This window comes from Mesorhizobium carmichaelinearum, assembly GCF_900199455.1.
Taxonomy (GTDB): domain Bacteria; phylum Pseudomonadota; class Alphaproteobacteria; order Rhizobiales; family Rhizobiaceae; genus Mesorhizobium; species Mesorhizobium carmichaelinearum.
Genome location: NZ_FZQR01000006.1, coordinates 122,196 through 139,690, shown reverse-complemented (window position 1 = coordinate 139,690; position 17,495 = coordinate 122,196). Strand labels below are relative to the sequence as shown.

Here is a 17,495-nt window from a genome sequence, read left to right as displayed (position 1 = left end):
TCATCAACGCAGCGTTGTGCATCGCCCGCACGTGGAATGCCCGACAAAGCGGCGGAACCGCCATCCAGCGACCTTCGAAATCACGATAATTGGCTGGCTGTCCGTTTGCCGGAACTGGCTATCCGTTTGCCGGTGAGACGCAGGTCCGCGGCGAATGGCCAGGTGACATTCGACATCGTCTCGATACCCGACGCACTCAGCGCGGCGCCGAAGAGGAAGCCTTGCACGAGATCCGGCTTGACCTGTAAAGCCAGGATCTTGAGCTGTTCGAAGGTCTCGACGCCTTCCACGGTCACCGAAAGCCCGAGCGGCCGCGACAGGCTGACAATGCCCTTGAGCAGTTCCAGCGAACGATTGTTCTGGGTGACGTCCATCAGGAACGAACGGTCGATCTTGATCTTGTCGAGCGGCAGCTTGTGGAGGTAGCTCAAGCTCGAATAGCCAGTGCCGAAATCGTCGAGCGCGATGCGCACGCCGAGCTGCTTCAGTTCCTCGATATACTGGCGCGTCAGCGACTTGTCGTCGAGCAGCGCCGTTTCGGTGACCTCGATTTCCAGCCGGCCGGCGGCGAGGCCGGAATTCGCCAGCGCATCGCGAACCTTCTGGATGACGTCGCGGTTGCGGAAATCCTTGGCCGAGAGGTTGACCGAGACGCTGGTCTGGTCAGGCCATTTGGCGCATTCGGTGCAGGCTGCGTGCAGCACGAAAGTGCTGATCTCGGAAATGATGCCCATTTCCTCGGCGAGCGGAATGAAGATGCCTGGCGAAATCGGGCCGAGGTCGGGGTGATCCCAGCGGCACAAGGCCTCGCAGCTGGCAATGCGCATGGTGCTCATCGCCACGATCGGCTGGTAGACCACGCGCAATTCCTTGCTTTCCACCGCGCTGCGCAGATCCGCCTTCATCAGCTGGCGATTGCGGAACGCGGCGTCCATCGCCGCCTCGAACAGTCGCCAGCCGTTCTTGCCCAGTTCCTTGGCCTTGTAGAGCGCCAGATCCGCCTTGACGATCATGGCATCGACGTCGCTGTCCCTGACCCGCGACAGCACGGCGCCGCCGCTGGCCTGGATGCGCAGCCCATGGCCGGCGACGTCCACCTCGCCCTGCAAGCCGGCAAAGATCTCATCGATCTGCGTGGTCAGGTGGCTCTCGTCCTCGATGCGGTCGAAGAAGACCATGAATTCATCGCCGCCGAAGCGGCTGACGGTGATGCCTTGCCCGGCAACGGCGGCAAGACGCTCGGCGACCGCGTAGATCAACCCGTCGCCGATCGGATGGCCGAGCGTGTCGTTGACGCTCTTGAAATCGTCGAGGTCGAGCACGGCCAGACCGCAGAAACGGTCGCGGTCGCCTGACGCCATCGCCTCGCCGATCAGTTCGTGGAAATAGGCGCGATTGGGCAGGCCGGTGAGATTGTCATAGCGCGCCATGAAGCGGATCTTGTCTTCCGCTTCGACACGCGCCGTCACGTCCTCGAAGGTGATGACACCGAGTTCTTGGCTGCCTTCGCGGGCCGAGAATTCGTAATGCTGGCCGTTGGCGAGGGAAACGAGCACCTTGCGGTCGCGGCCCTCGCGCAGGGCACGCGTCAGCTGAGCCTCGATATAGCGGCAGTCCTTCGGCGCCAGCATGCCGCCGGCAACGCCGCGCATGAGGAGACCATGGATCGACCGCCCGAGCAGCGCATCCGCGGACTTGAGCGACATCAGATGGGCAGCCTCGGCATTGGCCACCACCACCCGGCCATTGGGCCCGAGCATGACAAGGCCGTGCGACATGGTGTTGAGGGCGCGGTCGAACCTGTGCGCGAGCTTCCTCGCTTCCTTGTGGCCGATGACCGCCGAGAAAAGCACGTTGCGGACGTGGTCGGCGCTGTTGATCGTGATGAACGTCAACGGGATGATCATCAAGCCGAGAACAACCGAGGGGACATCCATGCGCAGCAAGAGTGCAAGTGCCGCCGGGCCAATGAAGGTCACGGAAAAAATCCGCACCATCAGCGGAGAGCCATAGTTGCGGCCAACAACCGTCACCAGGGTTGCGATGGCCAGCGACGTCGCTGCCAGTTCGGCAAACGGATCGGGATATACGTAGATCGATATGAAACACAGTGCGCCCAATCCAAGGCCCTGCAGGCTGCCCTTGAGGATATAGGTGCGCTCCCACCGCCGCGCCTCTTCGACATTGGCGATTACGCCGCCCGCCTTCCGGAAGCCGCGAATGCCGGAGTAGCGGAAAAGGCTGATCGACAGCAGACCAAAAGAAAAACCCAGAAACAAAGGGTTGTGCGTACGCAGGTAGATCATGAATCCGAGGATCCAGTAGCATACGCCGCCGATCACCAGCATGTGGGCGTTGTCGAACAACGACCGCACAAACTGGATATAAACATCCGCGGGGATGTTTTCGGTTTTTGTTCTGCCCATATTGTCGGCCCAACGCTAAGCCTTGTCATGTCACACCCGCCTTAAGAAAGGCTTAGAACAGTGATTTCGGCTGGGTTGCCAGGGCCCGCAAATGCAGGGCAGATCTGGAAAATCAAGCTTCAGGTAAACAAGGCGTATCCGTCATTCGGCGGCCTGAAGTTCCGCCCGCGTCGGCGTGCTTGACAGGCGCGCCAGCAGCCTTTGGCGCTCGCCCGCGGCCTTTTCGGCACTGGCCTGCCGGACATGGCCATAGCCGCGGATAAGCGCGGGGACCGAGACGAGAGCGACCGCCGCATCGGCCTTATCAGGCGCCAGCGACTTGACGACGAGCTCAAGATCGCCCTCAAACTGTGCCAAAAGCTGCCGTTCCATGCGTCGTTCGGCGGTGTAGCCGAACAGGTCGAAAGCGGTGCCGCGCAGGCCCTTCAGCGCCGCCAGCACGCGAAAACCCTTCATCATCCATGGGCCGAAGCTCGATTTCCGAGGGCTTCCGTCATTGCCGCGACGGCCCATGATCGGCGGAGCGAGATGGAATTCGAGTTTTTCGTAGCTCTGGAACTGCTTGCCAAGTTCGGCGGCGAAGGAGCCGTCGGTGTAGAGCCGCGCCACCTCGTATTCGTCCTTGATCGCCATCAGCTTGAACAGGTTCCTGGCCGCAGCCTCGGTCACGGCGGTCGAGCCGGGCACGGCCTTGGCCTCGGCTGCGCGCAGCAGCGCCAGCCTGTCGGCATAGCGCCGGCCGTAGGCGGGGTTCTGGTAAGCGCTCAGGAAGGAGACACGGCGGGCAATGATCTCGTCCAGCGTCTGTGCGATCGGAGCGGTCTGTCCCGGTTTGCCCGGCTGGGCGACGAGGCCGCGCACGAAATCCGGCTGGTGCGCCGCGCGACGACCCCAACGGAAGGCGGCGATGTTCATGGCCACCGCTTCGCCGTTCAATTCTATAGCCTTTTCAACGGCTTCCGCCGACAGCGGCAGGCCGCCATGCTGGAAAGCAAAGCCGAGCATGAACATGTTGGCGCCAAGCGAATTGCCGAACAGCGATGTGGCGGTGCGGGTGGCGTCGAAGAAATGCGCCTTGTCGTCGCCGGCCGCGGTGCGGATCGCCTTCTTCAGGCGCTCTATCGGTAAGGAGAAATCCGCCGAACGGGCAAACTCGCCGGGCATGATCTCGGCGGTGTTGGCGAGGAAGATCGTATGGCCCTCGCGTACCGCCGTCAGCACCTTCTTGGCGCCCGACACGACAAGATCGCAGCCAAGCACGAGGTCGGCCTTGCCCGCCGAAACGCGGATGGCATGGATGTCGTCCGGCGTGCGGGCGATGCGGACATGGGTGAACACCGAGCCGCCCTTCTGGGCGAGGCCGGCCATGTCGATCATGCCGCAGCCCTTATCCTCGAGATGGGCGGCCATGCCGAGCACGGCGCCGACGGTGACGACACCGGTGCCGCCGACGCCGTCGATGATCGCCGCCCAGCCTTGCTCGCCAAGCGGAAATTCAGCCGGTGTCGGCACGCCGTCAAGCGGATCGGCCTTGCCGGCAAGGCCTTCGGCCTTACGGATCTTGGCGCCGTGCACAGTGACGAAGGACGGGCAGAAACCGTTGACGCAGGAGAAATCCTTGTTGCAGCTCGACTGGTCGATCTTGCGCTTACGGCCGAATTCGGTCTCGACCGGCTGGATCGAGACGCAGTTCGATTGTACGCCGCAATCGCCGCAGCCCTCGCAGACCAGTTCGTTGATGAAGACTCGCTTGTCGGGATCGGGAAAGGTACCGCGCTTGCGGCGCCGGCGTTTTTCGGCCGCGCAAGTCTGGTCGTAGAGCAGGACCGATACGCCCTTGACGTCGCGCAGCTCGCGCTGGACGAGATCGAGGTCGTCGCGGTGGTGGATGGTGGCGCCGGCCGGAAATTCGGCCTTGCCGGCATATTTGTCGGGCTCGTCGGTAACGATGGCGATGCGGTCGACGCCCTCGGCCCGAACCTGCCTGGCGATCATGTCCACCGTCAGGCCGCCCTCATGCGGCTGGCCGCCGGTCATCGCCACTGCGTCGTTGTAGAGGATCTTGTAGGTGATGTTGGCTTCGCTCGACAGGGCGAAACGGATCGCCAGCGTGCCGGAATGGTTATAGGTGCCGTCGCCGAGATTCTGGAAGATGTGGCCGCGCTTCGAGAACGGCGCCTGGCCAACCCATTGCGCGCCCTCGCCGCCCATCGCCGTGAAGCCCAGCGTGTTGCGGTCCATCCACAGCGCCATGAAATGGCAGCCTATGCCGGCGGCGGCGATCGAGCCGTCGGGCACCTTGGTCGAGGAATTGTGCGGACAGCCCGAGCAGAAGAACGGCGTGCGCGAACCGATGTCGGTGGCGTCCGCCAGCATCGCCTGGAACTGGCGCAGTTTCGCCACCCGCGCCGAAATCTCTTCCGACGGGCCGATGGTTTTCACGATCCGCTCGCCAAGGGCGATGGCGATCTCGTTGGGGTCAAGCGCACCCTTGGCCGGGAACAGCCAGTCGCCGCGCTCATCCTTCTTGCCGACGATGACTGGCTGCGAGGCGGTGCCATAAAGGCTTTCGCGCAGCTGCACCTCGATCAGCGAGCGTTTCTCCTCGACGACAACGATGGTGTCGAGGCCACGGGCAAAGTCGGCGATGTGGTGGAGGTCGAGCGGCCAGGGGCAGCCGACCTTGAACAGCCGCACGCCGATGCGGTTGGCGGCAGCCTCGTCGATGCCGATATCCTCCAGCGCCTGGCGGACATCGAGGTAGCTCTTGCCTAGCGTGATGATGCCGAGCTTGGGGTTGCGGCCGCCCGAATAGACGATGTGGTTCAACCCATTGGCATGGATAAAGGCGGAGGCCGCGGCGCGCTTGTACTCGTGCAGCCGCTCCTCCTGGCCGAGCATGTCGATCTCGTGGCGGATGTTGAGCCCGCCCGGCGGCATGCCGAACTCCGGCACGACGATGTTGAGCCGTTCGAGCGAGGCATCGACCGAGGCTGTCGATTCGATGTTGTCCTTGACGCATTTGATCGCCGCCCAGGTACCGGCGAAACGCGACATGGCAAAGCCGTAGAGGCCGTAGTCGATGATCTCCTGGACGCCGGCCGGGTTGAGGATCGGCACCATGGTGTCGACGAAGAGGAATTCGGTGGCATGCGCGTTGGTCGAGGATTCGGCCATATGGTCGTCGCCCATCAGGGCGAGCACACCGCCATGCTTGGACGAGCCGGCAAGATTGGCGTGGCGGAACACGTCGCCCGAACGATCGACGCCCGGCCCCTTGCCGTACCAGACCGAAAAGACACCGTCGTGGGTGCCCTCGCCCAGCAGTTCCGTCTGCTGCGATCCCCAGCAGGCGGTCGCGGCAAGCTCCTCGTTGAGGCCGGGCTGGAAGACGATATCGGCCCCGGCGAGCTGCTTCTTCGCCTTCCACAGCTGCATATCGAGGCCGCCGAGCGGCGAGCCGCGATAGCCGGAGACGAAGCCGGCCGTGTTCAGGCCAGCGCGACGGTCGCGCTCGCGCTGCATCAGGAGCATGCGGATAACCGCCTGCGCGCCGGACAGGAAGATGCGCTCCTTTCCAAGATCGAACTTGTCGTCGAGCGCGACATCATGCAGCGTCATCAGGCATTTCCTCTGCGAAGGCCGCACGGGGAAGCGGCCAACGTCGGGATCGGATGACGCATCCTTTCTCCCCTTGCAAGGCAGGTCAAACAAAATCGCAGGGGCCAGGCAACGCGCAACAAACAGTCCGGCGGGTGTCGGACCACGCATGAAACCGCGCGCCAAAAGTGCTGCGGCGCACGAAAATTCCGGCCGGAATCGATGCTGTCGGAAGGTATCAGCCGGCTTTCGAGCAATCCGGCTTCGGTTCGCCCGGCAGCTTGCCGTCGGGATGGCCGGCGAGGTCGGGGTTGGCGGTATAGAGCTGATCCACGACCAGCGGCCGGTCGGGCAGGATCGACTGGTCTTCCGTCGACATCAGTGTGGTGTCGATCTTCTGCAGGACCGCGCCGTCGGCGCCCTTGATGCTGATGGCGATGGCGTAGGGCTTGTTCTTGACGATGCAGGTCAGCGCCGGGCTCTCCAGGCTCACCTTGTCGAGCTTCGGCCAGACTTTCTGCTCGACCACCAACGGCGCACCGCCGGCAGGGTTCTGGAAGCTGGCGACCGCGACCTGGCCCTCGCCCATCGGCTGCAAGGGCCGCAGCGTCACGACATAGGTCGCCCTGGCGAGACGGTAGTTGAAGACGAAAATCTTGCCTGAGATCTCGAACAGCTTGCCCTCGCTGTCCTTACCGGTGTCGCGGCAGGCGCCGAGCGCGACGGCGGCGATCAGCGCGGCGCCGACAACGATCGAACGGGAAAATCCTCTAAACATCCTTGACCTCATTGGCCGCCATGCGGCGGCGACGATAGTGACGACTTGCCTTCTGCCGGTTGCCGCACACGGCCATGTCGCACCAAAGGCGGCTGGAATTGCGGCTTCTGTCGACGAACAGCCAAGTGCAGTTGGGGCAGATCCTGAGCCTCGCGACGGTGTCGTCGCGCAGCAGTGACAGGGCCGAAACCGCCAGCGCCGCTTCGAAGGCGATCGGCGCCAGGGGATCGCCGAACGGCCTTCCCGGCGCGCCGATCTCGGTCCGGTTGCCGGCCAGCCCCTCGGCGCAGGCGCGCAGGAATTCGGGCAGGTCGGCGGTGGCGACGGCGCCCTTCGACACAGCGCCGCGAAACAGCCGGTCGGTCGTCTCGCGGATCGACAGCACGACAGGCGCGATTGCCGTGGGCGAGGAGACCGTTAGCCGCCTGTCGCCGAGCTCGACGGCGCGAAAGCCGCTGGCCGCATCGGCGAAGCGGGCGATTTCGAGGGGATCATCGAAACGGTCGAATGTGCGCTCTGGATCGCCGCGCAGCACGACAGTGTTCGCCGTATCGAGCGCGAGCAGGCCGCCGGTGAAGCGGTGTGGGGTCCAGGCAACCGTCATGCCGCAAAATCTAACCGATAAATCGCATTTGACAAGTTAGATTCGACGATGCAAACCTCCGATGCGCACGGTATCGTCGCCTTTTGTCTCGAGCATTCCGTCGTCCCAGGTCGCTGCGGTTGGGCGAGATGCTTCTGGTGTTGTTGAGCATGCTCTATTTTTTCCAGCAGGTGCTGAACGGGCTGCATTCGGGCGCGCTCTATGCGCTGCTCGCCTTCGGCTACGTGCTGATCAACGGCATCCTGCACCGCACCAACCTCGCCTATGGCGCGCTGTTTGCCTTCTGCGGCCAGGCAATGATCCTGAGCGTCGCCTTCGGCTATCAGGTGCTGTGGCTGACACTGTTGGCGTCGGTGCTGTTCGGCGTCGTTGCGGCATTCCTTTATGCCGCGCTGATCAGCCATGTCCTGTCGCGCAGCGTCTTCGAACCGTTGGCCGACCGCTCGCCCAATGCCATCGTGGTGACCACGCTCGGCATCCTGATCGTCTTGTCGGAAGCAAGCCGAATCGCGGCCGACACGCATGATCTGTGGCTGCCGCCAATGCTGGCACAGCCCATCGTTTTCGCCGAAGGCGCCGGCTTCAAGGCGACGCTGACGCTGATCCAGGTGCTCGACTGCGCGGTGGTGCTGGCAGCGGTCGCACTCGCCACCTCTGCATTTGCCCGCTCCAACTTCGGCCGCTGCTGGCGCGCTGTCTCCGATGACCCACGCGCCGCAGCCCTATGCGGCGTCGATGTGCGTCGCGTGTTCCGGCATGCCGTGCTGCTCGGTGGCTTCTGCGCCGCGCTGGCCGGTGTCATGGCCAGCCTCTATTACGGCAATGTCAGCGTCGGTTCTGGCCTTGTCTACGGCCTGAAGATCCTGTTCGTGACGGCGGTCGGCGGCTATCTCTCACCGCCGCGGGCAGCGCTTGGCGCGGCCGCCTTCGGCATGGCCGAATCACTGTGGGCCGGCTATTTCCCGCTCGAATGGCGCGACGCGTGGATGTATCTGTTCCTGGTGGCCATGCTGATCCTGATCGGCGCCGGCCGCGACACCAGCAAGGTCGTCTGAACCCATCAGACTTTGGTTGCATGACGCCGGGGCAGACCGCCCTTGTCCGGCCCCGCCCTTCATCCGATACCGTTTTGCTGCTTCGGTCCGTGTTGACCCGTCCGGCCACGCGCGGCATACCGTTGGGCCACGCGGCGTGATGGCAGGGGGAGCTGGCACGCCATCGGCACAAGGGAGGACTGCATGGAAGGGCCGCTCGCTCTGTCACGGGGCATCGACCGCCTCAATGAATTCATCGGCAAATCGGTATCCTGGCTGATCCTGCTGGCGATCCTGGTGAGCGCGGCCAACGCCGTCATCCGCAAGGTCTTCGACATTTCGTCGAATGCCTGGCTGGAGCTGCAATGGTACCTGTTCGGCGCCGCCTTCATGCTGGCTGCCGCCTATACGCTGAAGCAGAACGAGCATATCCGCATCGACATCGTCTACGGTCTGTTTTCACGCCGCGTGCAGCACTGGATCGACCTTCTCGGCCATCTCCTCTTCCTGATGCCGTTCGTGACGCTGATGGTGTTCTATTTTGTTCCCTACGTATCCCTGTCGTTCCGCAGCGGCGAGATGTCCAACAACTCCGGCGGGCTCATCATCTGGCCGGCCAAGGCCATCCTGCTGGTCGGCTTTTTCCTGCTCGCGCTGCAGGGCATTTCCGAAATCATCAAGAAAATCGCCATCATGCGCGGCGACATGGACGACCCCAATCCGTTCATATCGGCACATGAGCAGGCCGAACTCGAAGCCAAGGCACTGGCCGACGAGGTGCGCTCATGATGGAATTCATCGCCCAGAACATGGCGCCGATCATGTTCGCCTCGCTGATCATCTTCCTGCTGATCGGCTACCCCGTGGCCTTCTCGCTGGCCGCCAACGGCTTGATGTTCTTCTTCATCGGCGTGCTCCTCTCGCCCTATTCGGGTGGATCGATCAACCTCGCCTGGCCACTTCTGCACGCACTGCCGGATAATTTCTATGGCAGCAGGGTGATGTCGAACGACACGCTGCTGGCCATTCCGTTCTTCACCTTCATGGGCATCGTGCTCGAACGATCCGGCATGGCCGAGGACCTGCTCGACACGATCGGCCAGCTGTTCGGGCCGATCCGCGGCGGCCTTGCCTACGCGGTGATCTTCGTCGGCGCGCTGCTGGCGGCGACCACCGGCGTGGTGGCGGCATCCGTCATCGCCATGGGTCTGATCTCGCTGCCGATCATGCTGCGCTACGGCTACGACCGCCGGCTGGCTGCCGGTGTCATCGCGGCGTCCGGCACGCTCGCCCAGATCATCCCGCCATCGCTGGTGCTAATCGTGCTTGCCGACCAGCTCGGCCGCTCGGTCGGCGACATGTATGCCGGCGCACTGATCCCGGGGCTGGTACTAACCGGCCTCTACGCGCTCTACATCCTCATCATGTCGATCGTCCGGCCGAAGTCGGTGCCGGCTCTGCCGCTCGAGGCCCGCACGCTCGGCCACGGCGTTCTGTCGCTGCTGGTGGCGCTGGTGGTGGCGGTGGCCATCTCCTATGCCGCGTATCGCTATCTCGCCCCAACCCATGGCGACAATGCCGACATTCTCGGCGCCACCGTAGGGGTGCTCTTCATCTACATCGTGGCAATTGCCGACAAACGCCTGAACTTCAACATGATGTCCAGGCTGGCGCAGCAGGTCGTCATCGTGCTGATCCCGCCGCTGGCGCTGATCTTCCTGGTGCTTGGCACCATCTTCCTCGGCATCGCCACGCCGACCGAGGGCGGCGCCATGGGCTCCGTCGGCGCATTGATCATGGCGGCGGCAAAAGGTCGACTGTCGCTGGACGTGATCAAGCAGGCCCTGACCTCGACGACGCGGCTGTCGTCCTTCGTGCTGTTCATCCTGATCGGCGCGCGCGTCTTCTCGCTCACCTTCTACGGCGTCAACGGCCACATCTGGGTCGAACACCTGTTGACCTCGCTGCCGGGTGGCGAAGTCGGCTTCCTGATCGGCGTCAACATGCTCGTCTTCTTCCTGGCCTTCTTCCTCGATTTCTTCGAGCTGGCCTTCATCATCGTGCCGCTGCTGGCGCCGGCGGCCGACAAGCTCGGCATCGACCTGATCTGGTTCGGCGTGCTTCTCGGCGTCAACATGCAGACCAGCTTCATGCATCCGCCCTTCGGCTTCGCGCTGTTCTACCTGCGCTCGGTCGCCGCCCGCGTGCCCTATCTCGACCGCCTCACCGGCAAGCAGATCGCGCCGGTGACGACCGGCCAGATCTATTGGGGCGCGGTGCCTTTCGTCCTGATCCAGGTGGTGATGATCGGGCTGACCATCGCCTTCCCGCAAATGGTGATGCGCTACAAGGGCACGGCGATCGATCCGGGCACGATCGACTACAAGGTGCCGGAAGTGCCCGGCCTGTCGCCGCTCGGTACACCGCCGGCTGGTGGCACGGCCCCCGCCAATGGCGGCAGCGCACCGGCAGCGCCCGGCACGCCGGACCTGTCGCAACCGCCAAACTTCGGCGATGCGCCGCCGGCCAAGCCGGCGACACCGGCGCCGGACCTTTCGCAGCCGCCGAGCTTCAACTGATGGGGACGACGTCATGAAAGCGGTACGGCTGGAGGCGGTTGGCAGCATAGCGCTGCGGGAGGTCGGCAAACCCGTCCCGGGCCCGGACGAGCTTCTGGTGCGGATCGAAGCCTGTGGCGTCTGCGGCACCGACCGCCATCTCTTCCATGGCGAATTCCCCTGCCGGCCGCCGGTGACGCCCGGACATGAATTTTCGGGCATCATTGAGGCGGTCGGCAACGCCGTCTCCGGCTTTGCCGTCGGCGACCGTGTCACCGGCGATCCCAACATCGCCTGCGGGCGATGCCCGCATTGCCATGCCGGCCGGGTCAATCTCTGCCGCAATCTCAATGCCATCGGCATCCACCGCGATGGCGGCTTTGCCGAGTATGTCGTGCTGCCGCAGAGACAGGCTTTCATCCTGCCCGCCGATCTGCCGCCGACGCATGGCGCCTTCTGCGAGCCGCTCGGCTGCTGCCTGCATGGCGTCGATCTTGCCGAGATCCGGCCGGGCAGCTCGGTGATCGTGCTGGGCGGCGGCGTGATCGGCCTGCTCACAGTGCAGCTGGCGCGGCTGGCCGGCGCCACGACCATCATCCTGTCGACCAGGCAGGCCTCGCGGCGCGCGCTTGCCGAGGAACTCGGCGCGACAGCGACGGTTGATCCCACCGCCGCCGATGTCATCGAGACCATCGCCGGACCAACTGGGCTGGTGCCCGGTGGCGCCGACGTGGTGTTCGAATGCGCCGGCGTGCGCGACACCGTCGAGCAATCGATGCGGCTGGCAAGGGCGGGCGGCACCGTCGTCATCGTCGGCGTGACGCCACAAGGCATGAAGGCGGAATTCGAGCCGTTCGACCTGCTGTTTCGGGAATTGAAGGTGGTCGGCTCGTTCCTCAATCCCTATACGCATCGTCGCGCCGCCGAGCTGATCGCATCGGGCGCGATCGAGATCGACCGGCTGATCTCCAGGCAAGTGCCGCTCGAAGAGGCGGCCGATGTGATCGCCAATCCGCCGGCGCCCGGCGAGGTCAAGGTGCTGGTGGTGCCAGGCCGGCCCTGAGCCAAGGCCAGTCGTGCCGGACCCGCTTGCCGCCACACCGCCGATCGGCTATTCAGCCGGCGCCGAAAAAGACATGGCCGGTTCGGTAGTCCGGTCTCTTCCGTTCCTTTTTTCGAGCATGACCTTGTCCGAATGCCGGACGCCACTTTTCGGGATCATGCTCGGCGGAGGCCTGTTCGCCGCATGAATATGCGGGAGAACCCGCGGCCGGCAAGCGAGGCGAAAGCCCGTGGGCCGGTTGGGTCATGTCCGGATTTCCTGATGCCACGGTCCCGCCGGTTCTCGGTCTGCAGCCAAGCCTGTCCGCGTTTCAACCGTGACAGGACCAAGACCATGAAACTGAACCACCTCAACCTCACCACATCGGAAGTCGCGGCTCTTGCCGGCTTCTTCACCAGCCATTTCGGCTTCGAACTCGTCGCCATGCGCGGCAAGGACGCTTTCGCGATCCTGCGCGGAGCCGATGGCTTTGCCCTCAACCTGATGATGCCAGGCAAGGGAGAACCCGCCACCTATCCCGACAATTTTCATGTCGGCTTCTTCGTCGGCAAACCGGATCTCGTTCATTCCAAGCAGGCTGAACTTGCCGAAGCGGGCTTCGCGCCGGGTGAGGCGCAGGATCTGACGCGTGGCGGTGTCGACTCGACGAGCTTCTACTGCCTTGCGCCTGGCGGAATACTGATCGAGGTCAGTTCCTTGCAGGCCTGAAAAGAAAGACCCCGGGCGTGTCGCCCGGGGTCTCTTCACCTGATGCAAGGATCGTTTACAGCTTGCCGTTGCGCTGCTGGACCATCATGAAGGTGTCGTAATTGTACTCGGCCACCTGTGCCCAGAGATAGTGCTCCTTGCGGAAGCCCTTGATCGATTCCCAGATCTTCTTGAACGGCGCGTTCGAGGCCTCCATTTCGGCATAGACCTCGTTGGCCTTCTCAAAGCAGGCGGCCATGATCTCCTGGCTGAACGGACGCAGTTTGGCGCCGCCGGCCACCAGCCGTTTCACCGCTGGAGGGTTCACATAGTCGTATTTCTGCAGCATGTCGGCGTCGGTGGCTTGCGCCGCGTTGCGCAGCAGCGACTTGTAAGCCGGCGAAAGTTCCTCGTATTTCGCCTTGTTGAACATCAAATGGACGGTCGGGCCACCCTCCCACCAGCCGGGATAGTAGTAATAGGGCGCGACCTTGTAGAAGCCGAGCTTCTCGTCGTCATAGGGGCCGACCCATTCGGCGGCGTCGATGGTGCCTTTTTCCAGCGCCGGATAGATGTCGCCGCCAGCGATCTGCTGCGGCACGACGCCAAGCTTCTGCACCACCTTGCCGGCGAAGCCGCCGATGCGCATCTTGAGGCCGGAGAGGTCGGCGACGGTGTTGATCTCCTTGCGGAACCAACCGCCCATCTGGACACCGGTGTTGCCGCCCGGCAGGCCGAAAAGACCTTGCGTGGCGAGGAACTCGTTGAACAGGTCGATGCCGCCGCCATGGTAGTGCCAGGCATTCATGCCGCGCGCGTTGAGCGAGAAGGGAACCGCCGCGCCGAGCGCCCATGTCGGATCCTTGCCCCAGTAATAATATGCCACCGTGTGGCAGGCCTCGACCGTGCCGGCCGTGGTGGCGTCGGCGGCCTGCAGGCCGGGCACGAGTTCGCCCGCGGCAAAGACCTGGATCTGAAAATTGCCGTCGGTGGCTTCCGACAGCATCTTGGAGAACACCTCGGCACCGCCATAGATGGTGTCGAGCGATTTCGGGAAGGACGACGCAAGCCGCCATGTCACCTTGGGATTGGACTGGGCGATTGCCGGGGCGGCAAGCGTTGCCGCCGCCGCCGCGGCGCCGACGCCGGTCACGCCGGCCTTGCGAATGAATGAACGACGATCCATGAAGTTCCTCCCTTTTGGATCAACACGCCGACATTGGGGAAAATCCTCGATTCCCGCGTCGGTTCGCCGAAACAATACACGGGCAAGGAGTCGAGTCCAGCACGGCGGCCGGATTTGGTAACCAAGCCATGCGACCCTGCAACTATAGTCTAACAGGGGATTGGTGGCCCATGCGACACGCTGAAACTTGCCATGGAAAAACCACAGCGGATCGCCTATTTTGAAGGCAGGATATCCCTTGCCAGATGGAAACCAGAGCCAAAATGCAGCAGCCGCTCGTCGCCATATCGACCGACGTCCGTCAGTTCGACAACTACACCTGGCATGCCGCCCCGCAGCAATATCTGGAAGCCGCGATCACTGGAGCGGGCGTATTCCCGCTGCTGGTGCCGTCGTTCGGCGACAGGCTCGACTTCGACGAACTGCTGTCCTCGGTCGATGGTGTCATGGTCACCGGTTCGAAATCCAATGTGCACCCCTCGCTCTACGGTGGCGATGCCAGCGAAGCCAACGGTCCCTACGATCCGGCGCGCGACGCCACCACGCTGCCGTTGATTCGCCGGGCGATCGAGCGCGGCGTGCCGCTGCTCGCCATTTGCCGCGGCATCCAGGAATTGAATGTCGCGCTCGGCGGCACGCTGGGCACCGAGATCCAGGAGCGCGAGGGTTCGCTCGACCACCGCGCACCGGTGAGCGACAAACAGGATGAGCGCTTCGCCATTCACCAGACCATTTCGATCAAGCCGGGCAGTTGCCTCGCCGGCGTGTTCGGCGCCGGCGACATCAAGGTCAATTCCTTGCATCGCCAGGCGATCGACCGGCTGGGCTCGAAGCTTGAGGTCGAGGCTGTCGCCACTGACGGCACGGTCGAAGCGGTTTCGGTCAAGGGCGCCCGCGCCTTCGCCGTCGGCGTCCAGTGGCATCCGGAGTACTGGGTCAACTCGGACAGCAACTCGGCCAAGATCTTCCGCGCCTTCGGCGATGCCGTGCGCCTGCACGCCGCCGCCAAGGCTGGCTCGCGGGCCGCGGCGGAGTAATCAGTCGCCGGCCTTGCGGTCGCCTGCCAGCGACAGCAAGGGCGTGGCGGGCGCATAGGATTCGTAGCCATCGCCGTCTGCCACGCCGAAGGTGACGATCGGATCGACACCGTTGGCGCTGAAGGCCACCGTGCCGTCATTCTGATCACGCCAAAACTTTGCCCGTTCTATGCCGGGCAGCAGACTACGGCACGTCGGAGCAACGGTAAGCAGGGACAAGCCATCCGAAATTTCGGCCCCACGGCTCACCGCGCAGGCCGCCTCATCGCCATTGGCGATCAGCCTGTAGCTGTTGGACGGCGAGGCCTCGTTGGCGACGCTTTCCCCATTGCCGTCATGAAACAGTTGAACGCCGCCAAACAGGGCTACGGCTACGATCAATGCGGAAAGCGTTTTCATCATTCTTCATCCATGCACGCGGGCAGGATGAAGAATGATTTCATAGGGTTAAGCTGACGTTAATAAACGTGGCAGCCTGCCACTCAGCCGCGAGCCTTCACATGCGCCGTCTCCGGCACGGGTGTCAGAGGCCGGCGCTCGGTGAACCAGGACACCAGATTGTCGACGCACAGATCGGCCATGGCGCGGCGCGTGTGCTCCGAAGCCGAGCCGACATGCGGCAACAGGGAGGTGTTGGGGGCGTCCAGCAGCGCCCTGGGCACGTTCGGTTCGTCGGCGAAGACATCGAGCCCGGCGGCGGCGATGGTGCCGTCGGCAAGGGCGGCCGCGAGTGCTGCCTCGTCGACCGTGCTGCCGCGGCCGATATTGACAAAGACGCCATTGGCGCCGAGCGCCGACAGGATCTCGGCATTGACCGCCTTCTGCGTCGAAGCCCCACCGGGCGCCACCGAAATCAGCGTGTCGACCGCTTCGGCAAGGCCCTTCAGCGTCGGATGGTACTGGTAGGCAAGACCTTCGACACGGCGCCGGTTGTGGTAGGCGACCGGCAGGCCGAACGCCTCCAGCCGCCGGGCAATGGCCTGCCCGATGCGGCCCATGCCGAAAATACCGACACGGCGCGCGCGCAAGGTCAGCCGGCTCAGCGGATAGTTGCCCTTGCGCAGCCAGCTGCCGTCGCGCAGCCAGTTTTCCGCGCGTGGCAGGTCACGGATCGTGTTGATCAGCAGCCCGATCGCGGTGTCGGCGACCTCCTCGGTCAGCACGTCGGGCGTGTTGGTGACCATGATGTTTTTTGCCGCCGCATGGCCGACATCGACCGAATCATAGCCGACGCCGAAGGAGGCGATGAGTTCGAGATTGGGCAGCGCGTCCATCATTGCCGCGCTGATGCCGGCGAAGGAGGCAATGCCACGCACCGTGCGGCGCATCTCGTCGGTGACCAGCGCCGGATCGGCGCGCTCGATGCTGACCTGTTTGAAAGTGCGGTCGATGCGCCGGACGGCATGGTCGCTGAAGTCAGCCGGCACCAGAATGGCGACGGCTTGCAGCTGTTCGGCCTTGGTCATGCACGCTCCACCGGCTTGCCGGTCGACTGGCGCACATGCAGTTCCGGCTTGATCAATTCCTGCGAGGGCCGCACCGTCTGGCCGTTGAGCTTGTCGAGCAGCGCGCTGGCGGCGCGGCGGCCAACCTCGCGCTGGCCGTTCCAGACGGTGGTGAGCGCCGGTGTGGCGATCGCCGCCTCCTCGAGATCGTCATAGCCGGTGACGGAAATGTCGATGCCCGGCACAAGGCCGGCGCGCGCAATGCCGTTCATCAGGCCGATGGCGACGAGGTCGTTCCAGCAACAGGCGGCGGTCGGTCTATCCTTCAGCGCCAGGAACTGCCCGGCGGCCTCGAAGCCGGCCTGCTTGGTGCGCGGGCCGGCGATGCGCCAGGACGGCCTGACTTCCAGCCCTGCCGCCTCCATGGCATTGACATAGCCCTGGTAGCGGTCGCGGCCGGTCGAGGTCTGGTCGGTGCCGCCGATCATGGCGATGCGCTTGTGGCCAAGCGAGATCAAATGGTTGGTGGCAAGCCCGGTGCCATAGGAATCGTCGCCGCGAAACACCGGCACGTCGGCGCCCTCCACGGTGCGGGCAATGAGCACCGCCGGCAGGCCGTTCTCCTCGGCCATCAAAATGTCCGCGGCCGGAGTGCCGATGGCCGGCGACATGATGACGCCGTCGGCGCCGAGCTGCAGCAGCGTATCGATGAAGGTGCGCTGCTTCTCGAGCTGGTCGTAGTGGTTGGACAGGATGAAGGTCTGCCGGCTGCGGTCGAGTTCGCTTTCGATCGAGCGCAGGATCTCGGCGAAGAACGGGTTCATGATGTCGTGGACGACGACGCCGACAATGCCCGAGCGCGAAGTGCGCAGGCTGGCGGCGCGGCGGTTGTAGATATAGCCGATGGCGCGCGCATGTTCCTTGATGCGGTCGCGCGTCGAGCCGGCAACCAGCGGACTGTCGCGCAGCGCCAGCGACACGGTGGCCGTGGACACGCCAAGTGCATCGGCGATCGTCGAAAGCTTGATTTTTTGTGCCAGCGCCTTGCGCCCCCCGAACGAGCTGAATTGCGACCTA

The 17,495-nt window shown here is 64.0% G+C and carries 14 protein-coding genes; 6 read left to right on the top strand and 8 right to left on the bottom strand.

Features of this window, described 5'->3' with window-relative positions; translation table 11 throughout:
- Positions 1-80: 80 nt before the first annotated feature.
- The 4 genes from CKW40_RS15800 to CKW40_RS15785 form a co-directional block, all read right to left on the bottom strand.
- A complete protein-coding gene (locus CKW40_RS15800; protein WP_095200824.1) occupies positions 81-2,426 on the bottom strand; it encodes a putative bifunctional diguanylate cyclase/phosphodiesterase in 2,346 nt (781 codons plus the stop codon).
- A 141-nt stretch (positions 2,427-2,567) separates the two neighbouring features.
- Positions 2,568-6,047, bottom strand: a complete 3,480-nt coding sequence (locus CKW40_RS15795) for an indolepyruvate ferredoxin oxidoreductase family protein (protein ID WP_095200823.1) — start codon at positions 6,045-6,047, stop codon at positions 2,568-2,570.
- Between the two features lie 217 nt (positions 6,048-6,264).
- Positions 6,265-6,804 (bottom strand): hypothetical protein, encoded by a 540-nt coding sequence (locus tag CKW40_RS15790; RefSeq protein WP_095200822.1) that lies wholly within the window; start codon positions 6,802-6,804, stop codon positions 6,265-6,267.
- Positions 6,797-7,408, bottom strand: coding sequence for a CGNR zinc finger domain-containing protein (locus tag CKW40_RS15785; protein WP_095200821.1), 612 nt, complete (start codon positions 7,406-7,408; stop codon positions 6,797-6,799). The genes CKW40_RS15790 and CKW40_RS15785 overlap by 8 nt, the downstream gene beginning before the upstream one ends.
- 149 nt (positions 7,409-7,557) lie before the next feature.
- Here CKW40_RS15785 and CKW40_RS15780 point away from each other — a divergent pair, with 149 nt between their 5' ends.
- The 5 genes from CKW40_RS15780 to CKW40_RS15760 all read left to right on the top strand — a co-directional run bounded on the left by CKW40_RS15780 (position 7,558) and on the right by CKW40_RS15760 (position 12,771).
- Positions 7,558-8,463, top strand: coding sequence for a branched-chain amino acid ABC transporter permease (locus CKW40_RS15780; protein WP_095201029.1), 906 nt, complete (start codon positions 7,558-7,560; stop codon positions 8,461-8,463).
- Positions 8,464-8,646: 183 nt separating this feature from the next.
- A complete protein-coding gene (locus tag CKW40_RS15775) occupies positions 8,647-9,231 on the top strand; it encodes a TRAP transporter small permease subunit (RefSeq protein ID WP_095200820.1) in 585 nt (194 codons plus the stop codon).
- Positions 9,231-11,021, top strand: coding sequence for a TRAP transporter large permease (locus tag CKW40_RS15770; protein ID WP_095201028.1), 1,791 nt, complete (start codon positions 9,231-9,233; stop codon positions 11,019-11,021). Before CKW40_RS15775 ends, CKW40_RS15770 begins: the two co-directional genes overlap by 1 nt.
- Positions 11,022-11,034: 13 nt before the next feature.
- Positions 11,035-12,063 carry a zinc-dependent alcohol dehydrogenase family protein gene (locus tag CKW40_RS15765; protein ID WP_095200819.1) on the top strand — a complete coding sequence of 343 codons (1,029 nt, stop codon included), beginning with the start codon at positions 11,035-11,037 and terminating at the stop codon, positions 12,061-12,063.
- Between the two features lie 333 nt (positions 12,064-12,396).
- The gene (locus tag CKW40_RS15760) at positions 12,397-12,771 is read left to right on the top strand and encodes a VOC family protein (RefSeq protein WP_095201027.1); all 375 of its coding nucleotides are present in this window, start codon (positions 12,397-12,399) and stop codon (positions 12,769-12,771) included.
- A 55-nt stretch (positions 12,772-12,826) separates the two neighbouring features.
- On the opposite strand, the gene CKW40_RS15755 is transcribed toward CKW40_RS15760, so the two are convergent.
- Positions 12,827-13,936 carry a TRAP transporter substrate-binding protein gene (locus CKW40_RS15755; protein ID WP_095200818.1) on the bottom strand — a complete coding sequence of 370 codons (1,110 nt, stop codon included), beginning with the start codon at positions 13,934-13,936 and terminating at the stop codon, positions 12,827-12,829.
- A gap of 263 nt (positions 13,937-14,199) precedes the next feature.
- Here CKW40_RS15755 and CKW40_RS15750 point away from each other — a divergent pair, with 263 nt between their 5' ends.
- On the top strand, positions 14,200-14,973 hold the full coding sequence (locus CKW40_RS15750) for a gamma-glutamyl-gamma-aminobutyrate hydrolase family protein (protein WP_095201026.1): 774 nt from the start codon (positions 14,200-14,202) through the stop codon (positions 14,971-14,973).
- On the opposite strand, the gene CKW40_RS15745 is transcribed toward CKW40_RS15750, so the two are convergent.
- The 3 genes from CKW40_RS15745 to CKW40_RS15735 all read right to left on the bottom strand — a co-directional run bounded on the left by CKW40_RS15745 (position 14,974) and on the right by CKW40_RS15735 (position 17,458).
- Entirely contained in the window at positions 14,974-15,372 is a 399-nt protein-coding gene (locus CKW40_RS15745) for a hypothetical protein (RefSeq protein WP_179297982.1), read from the bottom strand.
- 83 nt (positions 15,373-15,455) lie between these two features.
- Positions 15,456-16,439 (bottom strand): 2-hydroxyacid dehydrogenase, encoded by a 984-nt coding sequence (locus tag CKW40_RS15740; RefSeq protein ID WP_095200816.1) that lies wholly within the window; start codon positions 16,437-16,439, stop codon positions 15,456-15,458.
- A complete protein-coding gene (locus CKW40_RS15735) occupies positions 16,436-17,458 on the bottom strand; it encodes a LacI family DNA-binding transcriptional regulator (RefSeq protein ID WP_080511907.1) in 1,023 nt (340 codons plus the stop codon). Before CKW40_RS15735 ends, CKW40_RS15740 begins: the two co-directional genes overlap by 4 nt.
- Between the last annotated feature and the right edge of the window lie 37 nt (positions 17,459-17,495).

Bases quoted from the DNA above. Each gene is read 5' to 3' on its own strand.
- CKW40_RS15800 (WP_095200824.1), bottom strand. From the start codon at position 2,426: ATGGGCAGAACAAAAACCGAAAACATCCCCGCGGATGTTTATATCCAG.
- CKW40_RS15795 (WP_095200823.1), bottom strand. From the start codon at position 6,047: ATGACGCTGCATGATGTCGCGCTCGACGACAAGTTCGATCTTGGAAAG.
- CKW40_RS15790 (WP_095200822.1), bottom strand. From the start codon at position 6,804: ATGTTTAGAGGATTTTCCCGTTCGATCGTTGTCGGCGCCGCGCTGATC.
- CKW40_RS15785 (WP_095200821.1), bottom strand. From the start codon at position 7,408: ATGACGGTTGCCTGGACCCCACACCGCTTCACCGGCGGCCTGCTCGCG.
- CKW40_RS15780 (WP_095201029.1), top strand. From the start codon at position 7,558: ATGCTCTATTTTTTCCAGCAGGTGCTGAACGGGCTGCATTCGGGCGCG.
- CKW40_RS15775 (WP_095200820.1), top strand. From the start codon at position 8,647: ATGGAAGGGCCGCTCGCTCTGTCACGGGGCATCGACCGCCTCAATGAA.
- CKW40_RS15770 (WP_095201028.1), top strand. From the start codon at position 9,231: ATGGAATTCATCGCCCAGAACATGGCGCCGATCATGTTCGCCTCGCTG.
- CKW40_RS15765 (WP_095200819.1), top strand. From the start codon at position 11,035: ATGAAAGCGGTACGGCTGGAGGCGGTTGGCAGCATAGCGCTGCGGGAG.
- CKW40_RS15760 (WP_095201027.1), top strand. From the start codon at position 12,397: ATGAAACTGAACCACCTCAACCTCACCACATCGGAAGTCGCGGCTCTT.
- CKW40_RS15755 (WP_095200818.1), bottom strand. From the start codon at position 13,936: ATGGATCGTCGTTCATTCATTCGCAAGGCCGGCGTGACCGGCGTCGGC.
- CKW40_RS15750 (WP_095201026.1), top strand. From the start codon at position 14,200: ATGCAGCAGCCGCTCGTCGCCATATCGACCGACGTCCGTCAGTTCGAC.
- CKW40_RS15745 (WP_179297982.1), bottom strand. From the start codon at position 15,372: ATGAAAACGCTTTCCGCATTGATCGTAGCCGTAGCCCTGTTTGGCGGC.
- CKW40_RS15740 (WP_095200816.1), bottom strand. From the start codon at position 16,439: ATGACCAAGGCCGAACAGCTGCAAGCCGTCGCCATTCTGGTGCCGGCT.